Origin of the sequence: Sphaerisporangium aureirubrum (assembly GCF_042658925.1) — a bacterium.
GTDB classification, from domain to species: domain Bacteria; phylum Actinomycetota; class Actinomycetes; order Streptosporangiales; family Streptosporangiaceae; genus Sphaerisporangium; species Sphaerisporangium aureirubrum.
Genome location: NZ_JBHSRF010000022.1, coordinates 97622 through 115716, shown reverse-complemented (window position 1 = coordinate 115716; position 18095 = coordinate 97622). Strand labels below are relative to the sequence as shown.

The following is an 18095-nucleotide window of genomic DNA, read 5'->3' as shown; positions in this document are numbered from 1 at the left end:
CGCGGGGCGCGGGAACGCGGGGCGCGGGAACGCGGGGCGCGGGAACGCGGGGCGCGGGAACGCGGGGCGCGGGAACGCGGGGCGCGGGAACGTGGGGCGCGGGGGAACGCGGGGCGCGGGGGAACGCGGGGCGCGGGGGAACGCGGGGGGCGCGGGAACGCGGGGAGGGGGGCGCTAGAGGGGGAAGCGCATTATTAGGTTTGTGCCGGTTGAGCCGGTGTTCAGGGTTAGGTCTTTGGCTAGGCGGCGGGCTACCCATAGGCCCATGCCGCTGGTGGAGTAGTCGTGGGGGGCGATCATGCCGGGGGTTTCGGTGATGGTCCAGTGGCCGTCGTCGTGGACGTGGACGATCAGGTCGCCGGCGTCGCTCCAGACGCGGAGCCAGGCTTTGGCGGTGCCGTGGGTGACGGCGTTGGTGGCGACCTCGTTGACGGCCACCAGGTAGTCGCCGATGTCTTTCTCGGGCATACCGGCGCGGCGGGCCTGGAACGCGGCGAAGTCACGGACGTCCGGGAGGTCCCCGACCCGGAAGGTCATCTCCGAGACCGCGTTGCCGAACGCAAGCGGCCGGTCGGCCCCCCCGTCCACGCGGAAACGGGGAGGCGGGACCTGGTCCTCGTTCACCCGATAACCGCCTCCAAGAGCGATCAACCACGCTAGGGCGTGACCCCGATACCGCCCACGTACATCGACGAAGATACCTCCCCATACCGGAGCGCCTGTGAAGGTACCCTTCGCGTTACCCCTGCTCGCCGTTCAGTGCCCTGGATTCTGTTGGTTAATCGGGCGCCCGCCGCCGTTCAGTGCCCTGGATCCGGCCCTCTAATCGGACGAGGCCCGGATCCAGGGGAAACGATCTGGTCAGGCGGCGACGAGCTGGGTGCGGAGCTGGTCCAGCACCTTGCGCAGGATCCGCGAGACGTGCATCTGCGAGATGCCGAACTCGGCGGCGATCTCGGCCTGGGTGAGGTTGCCGTAGAAGCGCAGGAGCAGGATGTTGCGCTCCCGCTCGGGCAGCCCGTCGATGAGCGGCTTGACGGCCTCGCGGTCCACGAGGGTGCTGAGGTCGTCGTCCTCGTCGGGGATCACGTCGCCGAGCGCGGCGGCGTCGTCGTCGGCGCCCATGGGGGCGTCCAGCGACAGCGTGCTGTACGCGGCGGAGGCGTCCATGGTGAGGAGCATGTCCTCCTCGGAGATCCCCATCCGCTTGGCCAGCTCGGCCACGGTCGGGAAACGGCCGAGCTCCTGGGTGAAGTCGGCGACCAGGCGGTTCAGCTCGGAGCGGCGCTCCTGGTACAGCCTTGGTACGCGTACCGCCCAGGTGCGGTCGCGGAAGTGTCGCTTCACTTCACCTGTCATGGTGACCATGGCATAGCCTCTGAAGCTATGCCCGAGCTCGGCGTCGAATCCGTTGATCGCCTTCATCAGGCCGACGTAGGCCGCCTGAAGCAGGTCCTCCATGGGCTCGCCCCGGTGGAGGTACCGGCGGGCGATCTCGCGCGCCATGGGCAGGTGCATCTCGACGATCATCTCGCGGAGCCGGGTCCTGCGGGACTCGGTGGTGGCGGGCTCGGCGAGCTCGCGCAGAAGGTCCTCGGCGGTGACGTCGGTCTGGGGGAAGGTGCGGTCCTCGGCAGCCATTGCTGCTCTCCTCTTATGCCCTGCGGCGAGGCTGGACCGGCCCGAGATATGCAGAGCCGGCATCGCCTCGCGTACTACTGTCGAGACGAGGCCCTCTGCTGGACCTCGGATCCAGTATTGCCCGAAAATCAAGAGTATTGCTACCCCCCGGGCAACAGTAATGTTGCGATTGACCCCCGACGGGGGTGGCGCCATGCGCCAGGCAAGCGGCGAGGAGGCGCGTGGTGACCGTTCCAGACAGGGCAGGTGCAGCCCTGACCCTTGAGTCGAGGGTCGCAGAAGGGGTGCCCGTGGTTCTGGTGAACGGCATCCTCGACGCGACCACGCGTACGCAGTTCACCGACCGCCTGGCGGAGATCACCGACGAGCACGGCGCCGACCTGGTGCTCGATCTGTCCGGTGTCACGTTCATGGACTCGCGTGCCCTCGGCCTGATCGTGCACCACTGGCAGCGCACCATGGCCGCGGAGGGCCATTTCGCGCTGGTGGGCGTGCAGTACTCCAACTCGCGGGTGATGTGGGTGACGGGCCTGGCCCAGCGGCTCCCGCTGTACGACACACTGGAGGAGGCGCTGGCGGCCTTCCGGGGCTGAGGGCGGCCTCCCCCGCCGGGGCCGGGGCTTCGGAGCGAGGGCGGCCCGCCGGATGCTCAGGGCGCGGGCGCGGCGCCGCCGTGCTTGCTCTGGTGCTCGCTGACCAGCAGCCGCGCGAGGTCGGCCACCTTGACCTGGTGGTGCTGGGACAGGCGGCGCAGCTCGTCGAACGCCGCCTCGGCCGAGCAGCCGCTCGCGTGCATGATGATGCCCTTGGCCTGGTCGATCACCGACCGGCCCGCGAGGGCCTCCTGCAATTGCGCGGCGTCGGTGAGCACGTCGTCGTAATCGGAGATGTTGGCCAGCGCGACGGTGAGGTGCTCGGTGAACAGCGCCGACAGCGGGCCGGCCGAGGCGAGCGAGAAGGCGCCGGGCCGCACGGCGTACAGCCCGAGCAGCAGGATCGCGCCGTCGATGCGGATCGGCAGCACCAGCGTGGACCGCACGCCGTGCCGGACGGCGATGGCGGCGTAGCGCGTCCAGCGGCTGTCGAGCAGCACGTCGTGGATCAGCACGTCCCGGCCGGTGGTGAGCGCCTCGGCCGAGGGGCCCTCGCCGAGGGCCTGTTCGTGATCGACCAGCGCGATGAGGTCGCTGTGTGAGGCCGCCAGCATGAGGCGTTCGTCCCGCCGCAGCTCGACGGTGCCGCCGGCGCAGCCGGGCACGCCCACCGCCACGGCCGCGGTGATGCCCCGCAGGACGCTCTCGATCGACGTGCCCTCGGTCACGCGGCCGAGCGCGGCCAGATCGCGGGCGAGCGCCGGACTGAACATGGTCATCGTCTCCATACGCCGCTACCGCTTCCCTCGGTTGCCAGGTTAAGTCCCTGCGGCGGATGCTCGACGATGGGAGGGTGACGGTTGACGTACCGTCTAGCGGGGAGCCGCACCCCTCACAGCCGTACAAAGGACCCCATCTTGACCGACCCGACCGATCTTCCGGCCCTGGAACAGTCGCTCAGCGACCTGACCGAACGTATCGCGTCCCTGCGCGACGCGCGGGCGGCGTACCCGGACGACCCCGGCCCCACCGCGGACGCCGCCCTGACGGAGCTGGAACTCGCCCGTGACCTGCTGCAGACGGCGCTCGGGGGGTCCCGGCGCCGGCCGGGAGGCAAGGACAGCGGCGCCAACCGCGAGCTGAAGCTGCTGCGCACGCTCTACCGCGCGCTGCCGGTGTCGGTCGCCGTGCTGGACTCCGCGGGCACGGTGCGGCGGGTGAACGCCGAGACCGCCCGCCTGCTCGGCAGCCCGGACGGCTACCTCACCGGCCGCGCGTTCCCGCTGCTGGTGGACGTCTCCCGCCGGGCCGCGTTCCGCTCCCACCTGACGTCGGTGCTGCACACCGGCGAGCCGGCGGCGTTCCCCACCCGGCTGACCCACCAGGGCCGCGCCCACGACGTGCGGCTGGTGCTGACCCGGCTGCGCATGCCGGGCGAGCGGCAGGAGATGATCGCCGCGATCGCGCTGCCGATCGAGGTGCGGGTGCCGGACTCGGCGCGTGACGACGTCCACGAGCCGGGTCCCGAGGAGTCGGTGGTGGTGGCCGCGGCCCGCCGCAGGGAGCTGATGTCGCAGCTCACCCGCCTGCTGCTGGACGAGGAGAGCCTGAGCGAGCCGGTCGCGCTGATCAGGGCGGGACGCCTGCTGGCATCGCACACCGCCGACTGGGTGCTGGCCGACGTGGTGCGCGACGGCGTCACGCGGCGGTCGCTGGTCATCGGCCCCACCAACCAGCCCACGGGCCGCCTGGTCGGGGCCCTGGAGGGCATGGAGCCCGCCGCCGCGCCGCTGGTGGCCCGGGCGCTGACCGGCCAGGGCGGGGTGGTGCACGAGATGGTGGAGGACGACTCCCTGCTCGGCGCGCTGCCCGACGGCTCCCCCGTGCTGCACGCCATGCGGGCCGGTTCGGTGCTCAGCGTCCCCATCGTGGCGGGCGAGGAGACGCAGGGCGCCATCACGCTGGTGCGGCTGCGCGACCGCCCGCCGTTCGGCCTGGCCGACCTGGCGCTGATGGAGGACGCGGGCGCCCACATCGGCCTCGCGCTGCGCGCGCAGCGCATCTTCCAGGGCCGTTCGATGGCCGCCGACACGCTGCAGACGGGCGTGCTCCCCCGCACGGTGCCCGACATCCCGGGGTTCGAGGTCGCGGCGGCCTACCACCGGGGCGCGGGCCCGCGGGCGATCGGCGGCGAGTTCTACGACGTGTTCCGCATCAAGGAGGGCTGGGGTTTCGCGGTCGGCGGCGTGGTCGGCCAAGGCGAGGAGGCCGCGTCGGTGACCGCGATGATCCGCGGCGGCCTGCGGGCGCTCAGCGTCGCCGAGGGCGACCCGGGCGTGGTGGTCGCCCGGCTCAACGACGCCCTGGTGACGCAGGACACCGGCATGTTCGTCATGGTGGCGGCGGGGTTCGTCCGCACCGGCGGGCGCGCGGGACGGGTGCGGCTGGCCTCGGCGGGCAACCATCCGTCGGCGGTGCTGCGGGGGGACGGCGGGGTGCGGTTCACCGCGGGCGGCGGCATGCCGCTCGGCATCGAGACCGGCGCGGACTTCCCGGTGGAGGAGGTGGCGCTGGCGCAGGGCGAGACGCTGGTGCTGTACTCCGACGGGCTGGCCGGATCACGCGGCAGGGCCGGTCAGGCGGAGCTGGCGTACGGCGAGGGGCGGCTGACCGAGGTGCTGGCGCGCTGCACGGGACAGGCCGCCGCGGCCGTGGTCAAGGCGGTGGACGACGACCATCAGGCGTTCTGCGGCGGGCAGGTGCTGGACGAGACGACGGTGTTCGCGCTGCGCAGGATCCGCTGATCGTCGGTAGATGGTTTCCCGAATTTTTTTTCCGCAAAGGGGTTTGCAGCGCTCGGTAGATCGGTACACTCAGTCACGTATCTCTCCGTGCCTAAGACGCAGGCACAACTCAGAAGCACTTCGGCCGTCCTGGCCTGATTCCCCTGAGGTGTGCCGTGAAGATCGCCATCGTCTCCCTGCACGAGCTGCCCGCCGACATCCCGGCCATCGCCCGCGAGTTCCCCGGCGCGCACAAGATCACCCTTTACACCCGTCGTGACTCCGCCGACCGCAAGCAGCGCGTGAAGGCCTCCAACAAGGTCGTCGTCGAGTACATCCCGGCGGGTCCCCTGGAGGAGCTGGCCGAGCACGACCTGACGCCGCACATCGCGCAGTTCAGCGCCCACCTGGCGCAGCGGTGGCGCAAGGACCGCCCGGACGTGGTGCACGCCTACTCCTGGACCGGCGGCCTGGCCGCCGTCGCCGCCGGCGAGGGCCTCGGCATCCCGCTGGTGCAGAGCTTCCCCACCCTCGGCAGCTCCGCGCGCCGCCGGGCCACGGCCCGCAGCGCCGCCGCCGACCGCGCCACCGCCGCCCGGGTGCGGGTGGAGCGGGCGATCGGCCGCCGCGCCGACGCCGTGGTCGCCTCCTGCGCCGCCGAGGCCGCCGAGCTGATCAGGCTCGGGGTGCCGCGCGGGCGCATCGTGGTCGTGCCGCACGGCGTGGACGTCGAGCGCTTCCGCCGCCAGGGCCCCTCCGCCCCGCACGGCGAGCGGTACCGCCTGCTGCACGTCGGCCCGCTCACCCCCGAGGGCGGCGCCGCGGTGGCGATCCGCGCGCTGGACGGCATCCCCGACGCCGAGCTGGTCGTCGTGAGCGACCAGGGAGGCGACGAGGAGCACATGGAGCGGCTGCGCATCCTGGCCAAGGAGGCCGGGGTGGAGGACCGCGTCACGCTGCTCGGCCCCGTGCCGCCGAACTCACTGCCCAAGATCATGCGCGGCGCCGACATCGTTCTGTCCCTGCCCGCCACCGCCCCCGAGGGCAAGGTGGTGCTGGAGGCCATGGCGTGCGGCGTCCCGGTGATCGCCACCGCGGTTGGCGCGCACGTCGACTCGGTGGTGGACGGCGTCACCGGCCTGCTGGTCCGCCCAGGCGACCCGGCCACCCTGGCGCTGCGGGCGCGCCGCCTGCTCGGCGACCTGACCCGGCGCACGGCCATGGGGTTCGCGGGCGCCGACCGGGCACGCTCGCGGTACTCCCTGGAGCGCATCGCCCGCGAGCTGGTCCGGGCCTACGAGCACGCCACCGGTCAGGGTCAGCCCCCGGAGGCCATCGACGAGGAGTCCGAGGCCGCCTGACCCCCCGAACGACGAGAGGCCGCCGGGTCCTGGCCCGGCGGCCTCCGTCATGTCTGCGCCCTGGTCCGACGCCCCGCGGGCGGCTCACTCGGCGAAGCGCGCCATCCGGCGGATCTTGTTCATCGCGTCGAGGGCGGCCACCTTGTAGGACTCGGCGAGGGTCGGGTAGTTGAACACCGCGTCGACCAGGTAGTCCACCGTGCCGCCGCAGCCCATCACGGCCTGCCCGATGTGCAGCAGCTCGGTGGCCCCGGTGCCGAAGACGTGCACCCCGAGCAGGGCGCGGTCCTCCGGGGACACCAGCAGCTTCAGCATCCCGTAGGTGTCGCCGATGATCTGGCCGCGGGCCAGCTCCCGGTACCGGGAGACCCCGACCTCGAAGGGGATGTGCGACGCGGTCAGCTCGTCCTCGGTCTTGCCGATGAAGCTGATCTCCGGGATGGTGTAGATCCCGATCGGCTGCTGGTGCGACAGCGCCTTGATCGGCTCGCCGCACGCGTGGTGGGCCGCGATGCGGCCCTGCTCCATCGAGGTGGCGGCCAGCGACGGGAAGCCGATGACGTCGCCCACCGCGTAGATGTGCGGCACGGCGGTGCGGTAGTGCTCGTCCACCGAGATCCTGCCGCGGTCGTCGGCGGCCAGTCCGGCCGAGTCCAGGCCGAGCCCGTCGGTCATGCCCTGGCGGCCGGCCGAGTACATCACGGTCTCGGCGGGGATCTTCTTTCCGCTCTCCAGCACGGCGACGCAGCCGCGCGCCCGCCGCTCGACGGCGGCGACCGTCTCGCCGAACCTGAAGGTGACCGCGAGGTCGCGCAGGTGGTACTTCAGCGCCTCGACCACCTCCAGGTCGCAGAAGTCGAGCATGCGGTCGCGCCGCTCCACCACGGTGACCTTGGTGCCGAGGGCGGCGAACATGGAGGCGTACTCGATGCCGATGACGCCGGCGCCGACCACGACCATCGAATCCGGCACGCGCTCCAGCCGCACCATGCCGTCGGAGTCGACGACCGCGCGGTCGTCGAACTCGACGGTGGCCGGCCGGGCGGGCCGGGTGCCCGTCGCGACGATGATCTTGTCGGCGGTGACCTTGAGTTCCTTGCCGCGCTCGTCCACCACCTCGATGGTGTGCGGGTCGAGGAACCGGCCGAGGCCGTGCAGCACGGTGACCCGGTTGCGCGTCAGCTGGCTGCGGATCACGTCGACCTCGCGCCCCACGACGTGCGCGGTGCGGGTGGTGAGGTCGGCGATCGTGATCTCCTCTTTCAGGCGGTAGCTCTGGCCGTACATCTCACGCTGGTTGAGGCCGGTGAGGTAGAGCACCGCCTCGCGCATCGTCTTGGAGGGAATGGTGCCGGTGTTGATGCAAACGCCGCCGATCATGTCGCGTCGTTCGACCATCGCCACGCGGCGTTCCAGTTTGGCTGCCGCGATGGCGGCTTTTTGACCTCCGGGCCCGGAGCCCAGTACAAGAACCTCGAAATCGGACACAACGTTAAGTGTGCGGCTAACGACGGAATACGTGAAGCTGTGCGATCGGCCACCGGGTGAACAGCGGTTTTCGTATCGGCCACCGAAAGCGGCGCGGAGAATTCACCGCCGGGCTCAACACCGAATCGCGATACCACTGTGATCTGAGCGCGTCACTTGCTTTCATGGGCGCATGTCGATTCGTAGCGCACACGTGATCGTCGCGGCGGCGACGACGTTGAGCCTGTGCCCCGGCCCGGGGATCGACGGGCAGGACTCCGGCCGCCCCGCCGGCCGGGCGCACGCGAAGGAGGCCGCGCCGAGCTACCCGCCGCACGCGCCTCCGGTGTACGGCCGCCCGTGGGAGCGGCGGGGCGGGGAACGCGACCCCGGCACTCCCGACGAGCCGCCGCCCCCGGTGGGGGGCTGGATCCCCGGCGGCCCGCCCCTGTCGGGCTCCCCCGACCGCTGGCCCTCCCCGACGGGACGGCCGGCCTCCCCCTCCCCCCGCCGGACGCCCCCGGCGCCTCCCTCCGCGACCGCCGCGCCGTCGGCTCCCCCCTCCGCTCCTCCCCCGTCCGGCGGCCCCCCGCCCCAGGCCGACGCCACGTGGGGCACCCCCGTCCTCGTGGAGAACTTCGACGGCACCCAGATCGACCGGAGCCGCTGGGAGGTCTACCACTCCCCCGACGCCCAGGTGAACCCGCGCACCTCCGAGGCCACCACCGTCCACGACGGCACGCTGCACATGATCGGCGGCTTCTACGGCGGCAAGGACCTGTCCGGCGGCGTGGCCAACCGGCTCAGCCAGACCTACGGCCGCTGGGAGGTCCGCTTCCGCGGCGAGACCGGTGCCGGGTACTCCCTGGTCACGCTGCTGTGGCCGAGCAGCGACACCGGTGAGTACGCCGAGATCGACTTCGCCGAGGTCATCGACCCGACCCGGCAGACCGGCGGCATCTACGTCCACCGCGGCCAGGCGCCCCAGGCGCAGAGCCAGATGCGGGCCGACTTCACCAAGTGGCACACCGTGGCGGTCGACTGGCTGCCCGGCCGGCTGACGTTCTGGCTGGACGGCCGTCAGGTCTGGAACTACACCGGGCCGCTGGTCCCCGAGCAGCCCATGCAGCTGACCCTGCAGAACGACGTGGTGTGCAACGAGTGGTCGCCGTGCCGCAACGCCTCCACCCCGAAGACGGTCTCCATGTGGGTCGACTGGGTCCGAGTCTTCCGCGCACCGGGCGGCGCGGCCGGCGGCGGCGCGGCCCTGAGCTGACCGGTGCGGGCGGGTCCCGAGCAGCCCCGAATCGACCGGGGCCGTGCCTGGTTCGCGATCAGGCCCGTCCGGGCCCGCCGAGCAGCCCCGCGGCCTTCAGGGCCAGGTGCAGGGTGAGCCTGTCCTCGCCCCGGGCCAGGTCCAGGCCGGTCAGGCGCCCGGCCTTGGCGAGCCGGTAGTACAGCGTCTGCCGGTGCACCCCGAGCGCGCCCGCGGTCTCCCTGGCGCGCCCGCCGTGGTCGAGGTACTCCTCGACGGTGCGGGCCAGCTCGGCGTCCAGCGGCCGGGCCGGGGCGGCGAGGTCGGCCAGTTCGGCGGCCGACAGGCGCACCAGCAGGCGGTGCGCCCCGAGCGCGGCCCACTCGGCGACCGGCGCGAACGCGGGCACCCGCTGGGCCGCGCGCAGCGCCAGCGTCGCCTCGCGCCAGCTGCGCCACACCTCGTTCCAGTCGTCCCGGGGCGCGCCGACCCCGGCGGCCGTGCCGTACATCGCCTGGACGGCCTCGGCGACCGCGCGGGCCTGCCCGGCGGGGGCGAGCACGGCGGTGACCGGGTCCCCCGCGTCGGCGATCACGCCGCGCGGCAGCGTCCACAGCGGCACCACCCGTCCGTAGGCGCTGTGCACCGCCACGGCCGCCACCGGCAGGGGGAGGTCCAAGCCGGACGCGGCGCGCATCTCGGGGTCGGCCGACAGCAGGTCCCGCAGCCGGGCGCCGAGGTCCTGGCGGCTGCGCGCCTCCCTGGCCAGCGCCGCCGCGGCCCGCTCCACCAGCGGCGCCGCCCGCGCCAGCCGCTCGTCGTCCAGCTCCCCGGAGTCCAGCAGCCACAGGTACCCGTACGTCACCCCGCCGTGCCGCAGCGGCACGCACACCCGGGCCAGCACGCCGAGCCCCTTGTCGGCGGGGATGCGCACCGGCCCCGCGGCGGCGGCGATGCCGTACCCCTCGAAGTAGGCGCGCACCTCGTCGGAGGCCCGGCGGCGCAGGATGGACTCGCGCCGCACCGTGTCGATCTCGCCGTCGATGTCGCCGCTGTGCGCGGCGTAGGCGAGCAGCTGGAACGCCCGGTCCTCCAGGGTGGCCGGGGCGCCCAGGATGCGTGCGATCTCCTCCACGAGCTCCTGCAAATCCACAAGCGCCATTGTCATACATCTGTATGAACCGGGTAGCCGTGGAGCGTGGCGTCTGTCGATGGATGCCGCTGAACTGCGGATTTAGGCTGGTGAGCATGCTCGGTTCGGTTCTTCTCGCGGCGTCGCGCAGCCCTCTTGCCCGCCGCGCGGTCTCCGGTTTCCCGGTCACCCGGCACGTGGTGGACCGGTTCGTGGCCGGTGAGGACGCGGGGGACGCGCTCACGGCGGTCCGGCGTCTCACCGGCATGGGCCTGACGGTCACCCTGGACCACCTGGGCGAAGAGACCCGGGACGCCAAGGCCGCCGCCGAGACCGTCAAGGCGTACATCACGGTGCTGGACGCGTTCCGGCCGCTCGGGCTCGGCACGCGGGCCGAGGTGTCGGTCAAGCTTTCGGCGGTCGGGCAGGTGCTGGACGACGCCATGGCGCTGGACCACGCCAGGGAGATCTGCGCCGCCGCGCGGGACGCCGGCACCACGGTCACCCTGGACATGGAGGACCACACCACGGTCGACGCCACGCTGTCGACGCTGCGCGCCCTGCGCGCGGACTTCCCCGCCACCGGAGTCGCCGTCCAGGCGTGCCTGCGGCGCAGCGAGGGCGACCTGCGGGACCTCGCGCACGAGGGGTCGCGGGTGCGCCTGGTCAAGGGCGCCTACGCCGAGCCCGCGAGCGTGGCCTTCCGGCGCAAGCACGAGGTGGACAAGGCGTACGCCCGGTGCCTGCGCGTGCTGATGGAGGGGAAGGGCTACCCCATGGTGGCCACGCACGACGACCGGCTGATCGGCGTCACCGAGATGCTCGCCGACCGCGTCGGCCGGGAGCGCGACTCCTTCGAGTACCAGATGCTGTTCGGCATCAGGACCGACAAGCAGGAGGCGCTGGCCCGCGCCGGGTCCACGGTCCGCGTCTACGTGCCCTACGGCGACGACTGGTACGGCTACTTCATGCGGCGCCTGGCCGAGCGCCCGGCCAACGTCGCCTTCTTCCTGCGTTCACTCCGCTCCAAGTGAAGTCCAAGTGAGGTCTGCCATGGATGCCGTTAGCAACGTCCCGGTCCCGGCCAACGAGCCGGTGCACGGCTACGCCCCCGGCAGCGCCGAGCGGGCCGCCCTGGAGAGCCGCGTCAAGGAGCTGTCCGGCGCGGCCACCGAGCTGACCATGACCATCGGCGGGGAGCGGCGCATGGCGTCCGGCCCGCTGATCGACGTGGTGCAGCCGCACAACCACGCCCACGTGCTCGGCCGCACCGGTGACGCCTCGGCGGACGACGTGCGGTCCGCGATCGACGCGGCGCTGGCGGCGGCCCCCGCGTGGCGGGCCCTGCCGTTCGACGAGCGCGCCGCGATCTTCCTGCGCGCGGCCGACCTGCTGGCGGGGCCGTGGCGGGCGACGCTGAACGCCGCGACCATCCTCGGGCAGTCCAAGTCCGCCCAGCAGGCGGAGATCGACGCGGCCTGCGAGCTGATCGACTTCCTGCGGTTCAACGTGGCGTTCGCCCGGCGGATCCTCGCCGAGCAGCCGATCTCGTCGCCCGGCGTGTGGAACCGCATGGAGTACCGGCCGCTGGAAGGCTTCGTGCTGGCGATCACGCCGTTCAACTTCACCGCCATCGCGGCCAACCTCCCGGCGTCCGCGGCGCTGATGGGCAACGTCGTGGTCTGGAAGCCGTCGCCGACCCAGCAGTTCGCCGCGCACCACACCATGCGGCTGCTTGAGGAGGCCGGGCTGCCGCCGGGCGTCATCAACATGGTCACCGGCAACGGCGCCGGGGTGTCGGAGGCGGCGCTCACCCACCGCGACCTCGCGGGCGTGCACTTCACCGGCTCCACCCCGACCTTCCAGCACCTGTGGGCGACCGTCGGCGCCAACATCGCCGGGTACCGGAGCTACCCGCGGCTGGTCGGCGAGACCGGCGGCAAGGACTTCGTGGTGGCCCACTCCTCGGCCGACCCCGGTGTGCTGGTCACCTCGCTGATCCGCGGGGCGTTCGAGTACCAGGGCCAGAAGTGCTCGGCGGCGTCCCGGGCGTACGTGCCGCGGTCGCTGTGGTCGCGGATCCGCGACGACCTGGTGGGCACGGCCGAGTCGCTGACCGTGGGGGACGTGGCGGCCGACCTGTCCACGTTCATGGGCGCGGTGATCGACGCGCGGGCGTTCGCCAAGAACAAGGCGGCCATCGACCGGGCCCGCGCCACCGGGTCCGTCGAGGTGCTCACCGGCTCCTACGACGACTCCTCGGGGTACTTCGTGCGGCCCACGGTGCTGACCGGCACCGACCCGGCCGACGAGATCTTCGTGAAGGAGTACTTCGGGCCGGTGCTCGCGGTGCACGTCTACGACGACGACCGCTTCGAGGCGGTGCTGGACCAGATGGAGAGCGTGTCGCCGTACGCGCTGACCGGCTCGGTGATCGCCCGCGACCGGTACGCCGTCGAGAGGGCGTCCGAGCGGCTGCGCTTCGCCGCGGGCAACTTCTACGTCAACGACAAGCCGACCGGCGCGGTGGTGGGCCAGCAGCCGTTCGGCGGCGCCCGCGCCTCGGGCACCAACGACAAGGCCGGGTCGATCTACAACCTGATCCGCTGGACCAGCCCGCGCTCCATCAAGGAGACCCTCGCCCTCAAGCCGGTCACCGAGCCTTACCGGGGCGACGTCCCGATGTAGCGATCAGTGCCCGCGGAACGCCTCCTCCAGCCACCACGAGCCCCGGTCGGCGACGACCTTGGCGTGGATCAGGAGGGGGCGGTCGCGCGGGCCGTCCAGCCAGGTGGAGACCGGCCCCAGGTCGGCGGGCTCGGTGACGGTGACCGCGGCGCAGCCGAAGCCGCGGCCGATGGCGGCGAAGTCCGCCGGGGGGAAGCGCACCTGGTCCAGGGGGTGGCCGCCCGGGGCGAAGTGGTGGACCTCGGCGCCGTAGGCCTCGTCGTCGTAGATCACGATCACCATGGGCAGGCCCAGGCGGACGACGGTCTCCAGCTCGGCGGCGCCCATCAGTGCGCCGCCGTCGCCGAGGGCGGCCACCGGCAGGCGGTCCGGGCGGGCCAGGGCGGCCCCGACGGCGGTGGCCAGGCCCAGGCCGATCGACTGGAAGGCCTGGGTGAAGCAGAAGCCGTTCTCGTCGGGGACGGACAGGAACATGGACGGGTAGCCCATGAAGTTGCCCGAGTCCACCGACAGGACCCGCTCGGCGGGCAGCAGGTCGTCCAGGGCGATCGACAGCGTGCGGGGGTCCACCCGGCCGCCGCCGGTGGTGTCGGCGTACGGCACGTCGCGCCAGGCCACCTCGCGGGCGATCCGGGCGGCGAGCTCCGGGGTGCGCCGGCTCTCGGGATGGCCGGCCTCGTCCAGCAGGGCGGTGACGGCGCGGGCCGTGGCGGCGGTGTCGCCCGTCACGGCCAGGTCGGCGCGGTGGTGGGCGCCGATGGCCGCGGCGTCGAGGTCCACCTGGACGACGGTGGCGGACGGGTCGACCAGCGCGCCGTGCCGGGTGGTCCACATGTTCAGCGCGCAGCCCCAGGAGACCACCACGTCCGCGCCGCGGATCAGCTCGGCGGCCAGCGGTGAGGCGAAGCCGCCGCTGACGTCCAGGTTCCACGGGGAGCCGTTGAACAGGCCGCGGGCGACCGCCGAGGTGGCGAGGAGCGCCCCGGCCCGGTCGGCCAGCCCTTCTATCTCCCGCCTGGCGCGGCGGGCGCCGCGCCCGGCGATGAAGACCGGCCTGCGGGCGCCCGCCAGCACTTCGGCCAGTGCGCCGGCCGCCGCGGCGGACGGCTCGGCCGCGGCCTCTCCCCCGGGCGCGAACTCCCCGCTCACGGCCGGATGCGCGTCGTCCGGGGTGGATGCCTCCTGGCCCTGCACGCCGAGGGGCAGGTTCAGCAGGACCGTGCGGCGTCCGGTGGCGGCGAGGCGGTAGGCGCGGACGGCGTCGGCGACCGCCGTGGCGGGTGACTCCACGCGGGTCGCCACGGCGCCGACCGCCTCGGCCAGGGCGCTCTGGCCGATGTGGAAGTTGGAACGAGGCTCGGCGGCCTCGGCGGCCAGCACCAGCAGCGGGGTACGGCTCTTGGCGGCCTCGGTGATCCCGGTGAGCGCGTTGGTCAGGCCGGGGCCCTGGTGGACGGTGACCACGCCCACCTCGCCGCTCAGCCGGGCGTAGGCGTCGGCCATGGTGGCCGCGCCGCCCTCGTGCCGGGCGGCGACGAACCGGGCCCCGTGCTCCACCAGGGCGTTGGTCACGTGGAAGTTGCCGCTGCCGACCACGCCGAACACCGTCCGGACGCCCAGGCCCGCGAGGGCCGCGCCGACGGCACGTGCGACGATCATCGCTCGACGAGCGCCAGCACCCGGACCGGGCTGCCCGAGCCGCCCACGATGGGCAGCGGCGGCGCCACCACGACCGCGCCGGTCACCGGCAGCCGGTCCAGGTTGCGCAGCTGGGTCAGGCCGTACTTGCCCGCGCCGAGCAGGAACGAGTGGCACGGGAACGCGGGGTCGAAGGAGTGTGCGGCCCCCGCGTCGGTGCCGACCGTCTCCACGCCGAGCCCGGCGATCGGCGCCTCCTCGGCCAGCCACCTGGCGCACTCCACCGAGATGCCGGGGGTGTGCGGCCCGGTCTCGTCGGCGTTGAGGAAGGCACCCTGGTCGTGCGCGCGGGTGTCCCAGCCGGTGCGGTACAGCAGCCAGCCGCCTTCGGGGAGCGGGCCGTTGGCGCTCTCCCACTGCTTGACGTGCTCGATCTGGAGCAGGAAGTCGGGGTCGGCGGCCACCCGGCCGGCGAAGTCGAGCACGACGGCGGGGCCGACGAGGCGGGCGGGCGGCACCTGGGAGACGTCCTCGCCGTCCCGGCCGGTGACCCAGTGGATCGGGGCGTCGAAGTGGGTGCCGGTGTGCTCACCGGTGGTGATGTCGTTCCAGTACCAGGCCGGGCCGCGGTCGTCGTAGCGGCTGATCTCGGTGAGCCGGAACGGCACGGTGTTGCCGAAGGGCTCGGGCAGCATCAGGATCGGTGTGGCCTCGCTCAGCGGCGCGGTGAGGTCGACCACCTCGATCGCGCCGCTCCGGATGCCCTGGACAAGATCGCTCAACACCGACATGCACGCCTCCGCTTCGTGGTGACCCGCCCCGATCCTCCCGCGCGGACGGGATTCCCGCCACCATCCGGCGTCACTCGTGCATCATCGGCACCAACGCGGCTGCTTCCGGACACCGGGGCACGGTGCGCCCGGGTGCTTGCGGGATGCCGCGAACGGGGAGAGATTTGCCGGAGGACGACCGTTCCGGCCCGAAGGCGAGGTCTATGAAGAAGCTCATCAACGACGCGGACTCTGTGGTCACCGACGCCCTCGCCGGGCTCGCCGCCGCCCATCCCCGGCTGCTCGGCGTCGACCTCGCCACCCGGATCGTCTACCGCCGCCAGGGCGCGACACCCGGGAAGGTGGGGCTGGTGTCGGGGGGCGGCTCCGGCCACGAGCCGCTGCACGCGGGTTTCGTGGGGTACGGCATGCTGGGCGCCGCCTGCCCCGGTGAGATCTTCACCTCCCCGGTGCCCGACCAGATCATCGAGGCCACCACCCGGGCCGACGGCGGCGCCGGGGTGCTGCACGTCGTGAAGAACTACACCGGGGACGTGCTGAACTTCGAGATGGCCGCGGAGCTGTGCGCCGAGGAGGGCCTGGAGGTGGCCACCGTCCTGGTCAACGACGACGTGGCCGTGAAGGACTCGCTGTACACCGCCGGGCGGCGCGGCACCGGCGCCACCGTGTTCGTCGAGAAGATCGCCGGGGCGCTCGCCGAGTCCGGCGCGTCCCTGGCGGAGGTCGCGAAGGTCGCCGGGGAGGTCAACGCGCGCAGCCGGTCGTTCGGCGTGGCGCTGGCGGCGTGCACGGTGCCCGCGGCGGGCAAGCCGACGTTCGAGCTCGACGAGTCGGAGATCGAGCTCGGCATCGGCATCCACGGCGAGCCCGGCCGCAGCCGCGCGCCCGCCGCGCCGCTGCGCGAGGTGGTGCGGATCGCCATGGACGCGGTGCACGAGGACATGCCGCTGTCCGGCGAGGTGCTGGTGATGGTGAACGGCATGGGCGGCACGCCGCTCATCGAGCTGTACGGCGCGTTCGCCGAGGTCGCCGCGTACCTCGCGGAGAAGGGCGCTACGCCGGAGCGCAGCCTGGTCGGCAACTACGTGACCAGCCTGGACATGCAGGGCTTCTCGGTGACCGCCTGCCTGCTCACCGGCGAGCTGAGACGCCTGTGGGACGCGCCGGTGGAGACCGCGGCCCTGCGCTGGGGCCGCTGACCGCCCATGGACGCCGCGTTCTTCACCGCCTGGATGACCCGGACCGCCCTCGGCGTCGCCGCCGCCCGCGACGAGCTGACCCGCCTGGACGCCGCCATCGGCGACGCCGACCACGGCACCAACCTCGACCGCGGCTTCACCGCCGTCCGCGAGGCCCTGGCCACCCCGCCCGCCACCCCCCGCGAGGTCCTCACCACCGCCGGCACCACCCTGATCCGCAAGGTCGGCGGTGCCTCCGGCCCGCTGTACGGCACCGCCCTGCGCCAGATGGCCGCCCGCCTCCCCGCCACCGCCGAGGTGACGCTCGCCGACCTGGCGGACGCCCTGACCGCCGGGGCCGACGGTGTGCGCCGGCTGGGCGGCGCCGCCGAGGGCGACAAGACCATGGTCGACGCCCTGGCCCCCGCCGCCCGCGCCCTGGCCGCCGCCGCCGGCTCCGGCGCCACCACGGAGGAGGCCCTGGACGCCGCGCTGCGCGCCGCCGAGGAGGGCGCCCGGGCGACGATCCCCCTCCAGGCCAGGAAGGGCCGCGCCAGCTACCTGGGCGAACGCAGCGTGGGCCACATGGACCCCGGCGCGGCCTCCACCACCCTGATCCTCGCGGCCCTGCGGACGGCCTGCGCCGAGGCGGCGAAGCCATGACGGTCGGCATCGTGCTGGTGTCCCACAGCGCCACCCTGGCCGCCGAGGCGGTGGCCATGGCCGCTCAGTTCGGCGGCCCCGGCGTCCCCGTGGCCGCCGCGGGCGGCACCGACGACGGCCGCCTCGGCACCAGCGTCGACAAGATCGCCGCCGCCATCCGCGCCGTGGACCAGGGCAGCGGCGTCCTGCTGATCCCCGACCTCGGCAGCGCCGTCCTCACCGCCCGCGTCCTCGCGGAACCCGACTACATCGTCGTGGCCGACGTCCCGTTCATCGAGGGCGCCGTGGCCGCCGTCGTCATCGCCGCCACCGGCGCCGGCCTCCCGGCCGTGCTGGCCGCCGCCGAGGAGTCCAGGATCCAGCCCAAGTTCTAGCCCTGGGGCGGCCAGAACTGCAGGGTGAACAGGTCGGCGCGGTAGGCGTCGTCGGGGAAGCCGGGTTCGCGGGCGTTGACCAGTGGTTTCCAGCGGACGCGGAGGTTCCAGGTGGTGGCGGGCCGGCCCAGGTCGAAGGGGGTGCCGTGGTCGACGAAGCCTTCGGAGGAGCTGACCGAGGCGATGCGGCCCGTGGTGAGGTGGACCTCGCCGGTCCAGGTCTTCTGCCAGGTGGGGTCCCGCGGTGGGGGCGCGGTCCAGAGTTCGTAGCGGACGTAGGCCTGGGCGTCCCACTTGGCGTGCAGTGTCACGCCGTTCGGGCCGATGTCCATCCATTCGCCGGGACCGGGGGGCTCCACCATCCACGGGTCGGGCGTGTCCGGCGAGCCGTCTTCCTCGGCCCCCACGTCGTGGACGCCGCGCAGGTCCTCGACGGGCTCCTCGTCGGTGAACGCGGCGATCATCTCGGCGATCGGAGACCATCCTTTCCTCGGGACGGGGGACCCGGCCCGGAGTCGCCCGGGCCGGGTC

The 18095-nt window shown here is 73.2% G+C and carries 18 protein-coding genes; 10 read left to right on the top strand and 8 right to left on the bottom strand.

Features of this window, described 5'->3' with window-relative positions; genetic code table 11:
* Nucleotides 1–178 (top strand): hypothetical protein (locus tag ACFP1K_RS17335; protein WP_380754016.1); only part of this gene is annotated, 178 nt, incomplete at its 5' end.
* Here ACFP1K_RS17335 and ACFP1K_RS17330 read toward each other — a convergent pair.
* Both ACFP1K_RS17330 and ACFP1K_RS17325 read right to left on the bottom strand, forming a co-directional pair.
* A complete protein-coding gene (locus tag ACFP1K_RS17330) occupies nucleotides 175–624 on the bottom strand; it encodes an ATP-binding protein (protein ID WP_380754002.1) in 450 nt (149 codons plus the stop codon). The two genes, ACFP1K_RS17335 and ACFP1K_RS17330, sit on opposite strands and share 4 nt — an antisense overlap.
* A 237-nt stretch (nucleotides 625–861) precedes the next feature.
* A complete protein-coding gene (locus tag ACFP1K_RS17325; protein WP_380753999.1) occupies nucleotides 862–1641 on the bottom strand; it encodes a SigB/SigF/SigG family RNA polymerase sigma factor in 780 nt (259 codons plus the stop codon).
* A gap of 185 nt (nucleotides 1642–1826) precedes the next feature.
* On the opposite strand from ACFP1K_RS17325, the gene ACFP1K_RS17320 reads away from it, so the two are divergent.
* Nucleotides 1827–2234 (top strand): STAS domain-containing protein, encoded by a 408-nt coding sequence (locus ACFP1K_RS17320; RefSeq protein ID WP_380753996.1) that lies wholly within the window; start codon nucleotides 1827–1829, stop codon nucleotides 2232–2234.
* A 56-nt stretch (nucleotides 2235–2290) separates the two neighbouring features.
* Here ACFP1K_RS17320 and ACFP1K_RS17315 read toward each other — a convergent pair whose 3' ends face one another.
* Nucleotides 2291–3013: an ANTAR domain-containing protein gene (locus ACFP1K_RS17315; RefSeq protein WP_380753993.1), complete on the bottom strand. Its 723-nt coding sequence runs from the start codon at nucleotides 3011–3013 to the stop codon at nucleotides 2291–2293.
* A 138-nt stretch (nucleotides 3014–3151) separates the two neighbouring features.
* Between ACFP1K_RS17315 and ACFP1K_RS17310 the strand changes: the two genes are divergently transcribed.
* The gene (locus ACFP1K_RS17310; protein WP_380753990.1) at nucleotides 3152–5038 is read left to right on the top strand and encodes a SpoIIE family protein phosphatase; all 1887 of its coding nucleotides are present in this window, start codon (nucleotides 3152–3154) and stop codon (nucleotides 5036–5038) included.
* A gap of 155 nt (nucleotides 5039–5193) precedes the next feature.
* The gene (locus ACFP1K_RS17305) at nucleotides 5194–6378 is read left to right on the top strand and encodes a glycosyltransferase (protein WP_380753988.1); all 1185 of its coding nucleotides are present in this window, start codon (nucleotides 5194–5196) and stop codon (nucleotides 6376–6378) included.
* A gap of 84 nt (nucleotides 6379–6462) precedes the next feature.
* Here the strand turns inward: ACFP1K_RS17305 and sthA are convergent, their stop codons facing one another.
* Nucleotides 6463–7866, bottom strand: coding sequence for a Si-specific NAD(P)(+) transhydrogenase (gene sthA / locus ACFP1K_RS17300; RefSeq protein ID WP_380753985.1), 1404 nt, complete (start codon nucleotides 7864–7866; stop codon nucleotides 6463–6465).
* Between the two features lie 172 nt (nucleotides 7867–8038).
* Here sthA and ACFP1K_RS17295 point away from each other — a divergent pair, with 172 nt between their 5' ends.
* Nucleotides 8039–9121, top strand: a complete 1083-nt coding sequence (locus ACFP1K_RS17295; RefSeq protein WP_380753983.1) for a glycoside hydrolase family 16 protein — start codon at nucleotides 8039–8041, stop codon at nucleotides 9119–9121.
* 58 nt (nucleotides 9122–9179) lie between these two features.
* Here ACFP1K_RS17295 and ACFP1K_RS17290 read toward each other — a convergent pair whose 3' ends face one another.
* A complete protein-coding gene (locus ACFP1K_RS17290) occupies nucleotides 9180–10253 on the bottom strand; it encodes a PucR family transcriptional regulator (RefSeq protein ID WP_380753980.1) in 1074 nt (357 codons plus the stop codon).
* A 95-nt stretch (nucleotides 10254–10348) separates the two neighbouring features.
* Here ACFP1K_RS17290 and ACFP1K_RS17285 point away from each other — a divergent pair, with 95 nt between their 5' ends.
* Together ACFP1K_RS17285 and pruA are read left to right on the top strand one after the other, a co-directional pair.
* Entirely contained in the window at nucleotides 10349–11266 is a 918-nt protein-coding gene (locus tag ACFP1K_RS17285; protein ID WP_380753978.1) for a proline dehydrogenase family protein, read from the top strand.
* A 19-nt stretch (nucleotides 11267–11285) separates the two neighbouring features.
* Nucleotides 11286–12920 (top strand): L-glutamate gamma-semialdehyde dehydrogenase, encoded by a 1635-nt coding sequence (gene pruA / locus ACFP1K_RS17280; RefSeq protein WP_380753975.1) that lies wholly within the window; start codon nucleotides 11286–11288, stop codon nucleotides 12918–12920.
* Between the two features lie 3 nt (nucleotides 12921–12923).
* Here pruA and ACFP1K_RS17275 read toward each other — a convergent pair whose 3' ends face one another.
* Nucleotides 12924–14579 (bottom strand): thiamine pyrophosphate-binding protein, encoded by a 1656-nt coding sequence (locus tag ACFP1K_RS17275; RefSeq protein ID WP_380753973.1) that lies wholly within the window; start codon nucleotides 14577–14579, stop codon nucleotides 12924–12926.
* Nucleotides 14576–15349: a cyclase family protein gene (locus ACFP1K_RS17270; protein ID WP_380753971.1), complete on the bottom strand. Its 774-nt coding sequence runs from the start codon at nucleotides 15347–15349 to the stop codon at nucleotides 14576–14578. Before ACFP1K_RS17270 ends, ACFP1K_RS17275 begins: the two co-directional genes overlap by 4 nt.
* Before the next feature lie 203 nt (nucleotides 15350–15552).
* Here ACFP1K_RS17270 and dhaK point away from each other — a divergent pair, with 203 nt between their 5' ends.
* The 3 genes from dhaK to ACFP1K_RS17255 are packed head-to-tail and all read left to right on the top strand — an operon-like array spanning nucleotide 15553 to nucleotide 17564.
* On the top strand, nucleotides 15553–16548 hold the full coding sequence (gene dhaK, locus ACFP1K_RS17265) for a dihydroxyacetone kinase subunit DhaK (RefSeq protein WP_380753968.1): 996 nt from the start codon (nucleotides 15553–15555) through the stop codon (nucleotides 16546–16548).
* Between the two features lie 6 nt (nucleotides 16549–16554).
* On the top strand, nucleotides 16555–17190 hold the full coding sequence (gene dhaL / locus ACFP1K_RS17260; RefSeq protein WP_380753966.1) for a dihydroxyacetone kinase subunit DhaL: 636 nt from the start codon (nucleotides 16555–16557) through the stop codon (nucleotides 17188–17190).
* Nucleotides 17187–17564 (top strand): PTS-dependent dihydroxyacetone kinase phosphotransferase subunit DhaM, encoded by a 378-nt coding sequence (locus ACFP1K_RS17255; RefSeq protein WP_380753963.1) that lies wholly within the window; start codon nucleotides 17187–17189, stop codon nucleotides 17562–17564. Before dhaL ends, ACFP1K_RS17255 begins: the two co-directional genes overlap by 4 nt.
* On the opposite strand, the gene ACFP1K_RS17250 is transcribed toward ACFP1K_RS17255, so the two are convergent.
* Nucleotides 17561–18028 (bottom strand): hypothetical protein, encoded by a 468-nt coding sequence (locus ACFP1K_RS17250; RefSeq protein ID WP_380753961.1) that lies wholly within the window; start codon nucleotides 18026–18028, stop codon nucleotides 17561–17563. The two genes, ACFP1K_RS17255 and ACFP1K_RS17250, sit on opposite strands and share 4 nt — an antisense overlap.
* Nucleotides 18029–18095: the final 67 nt, after the last annotated feature.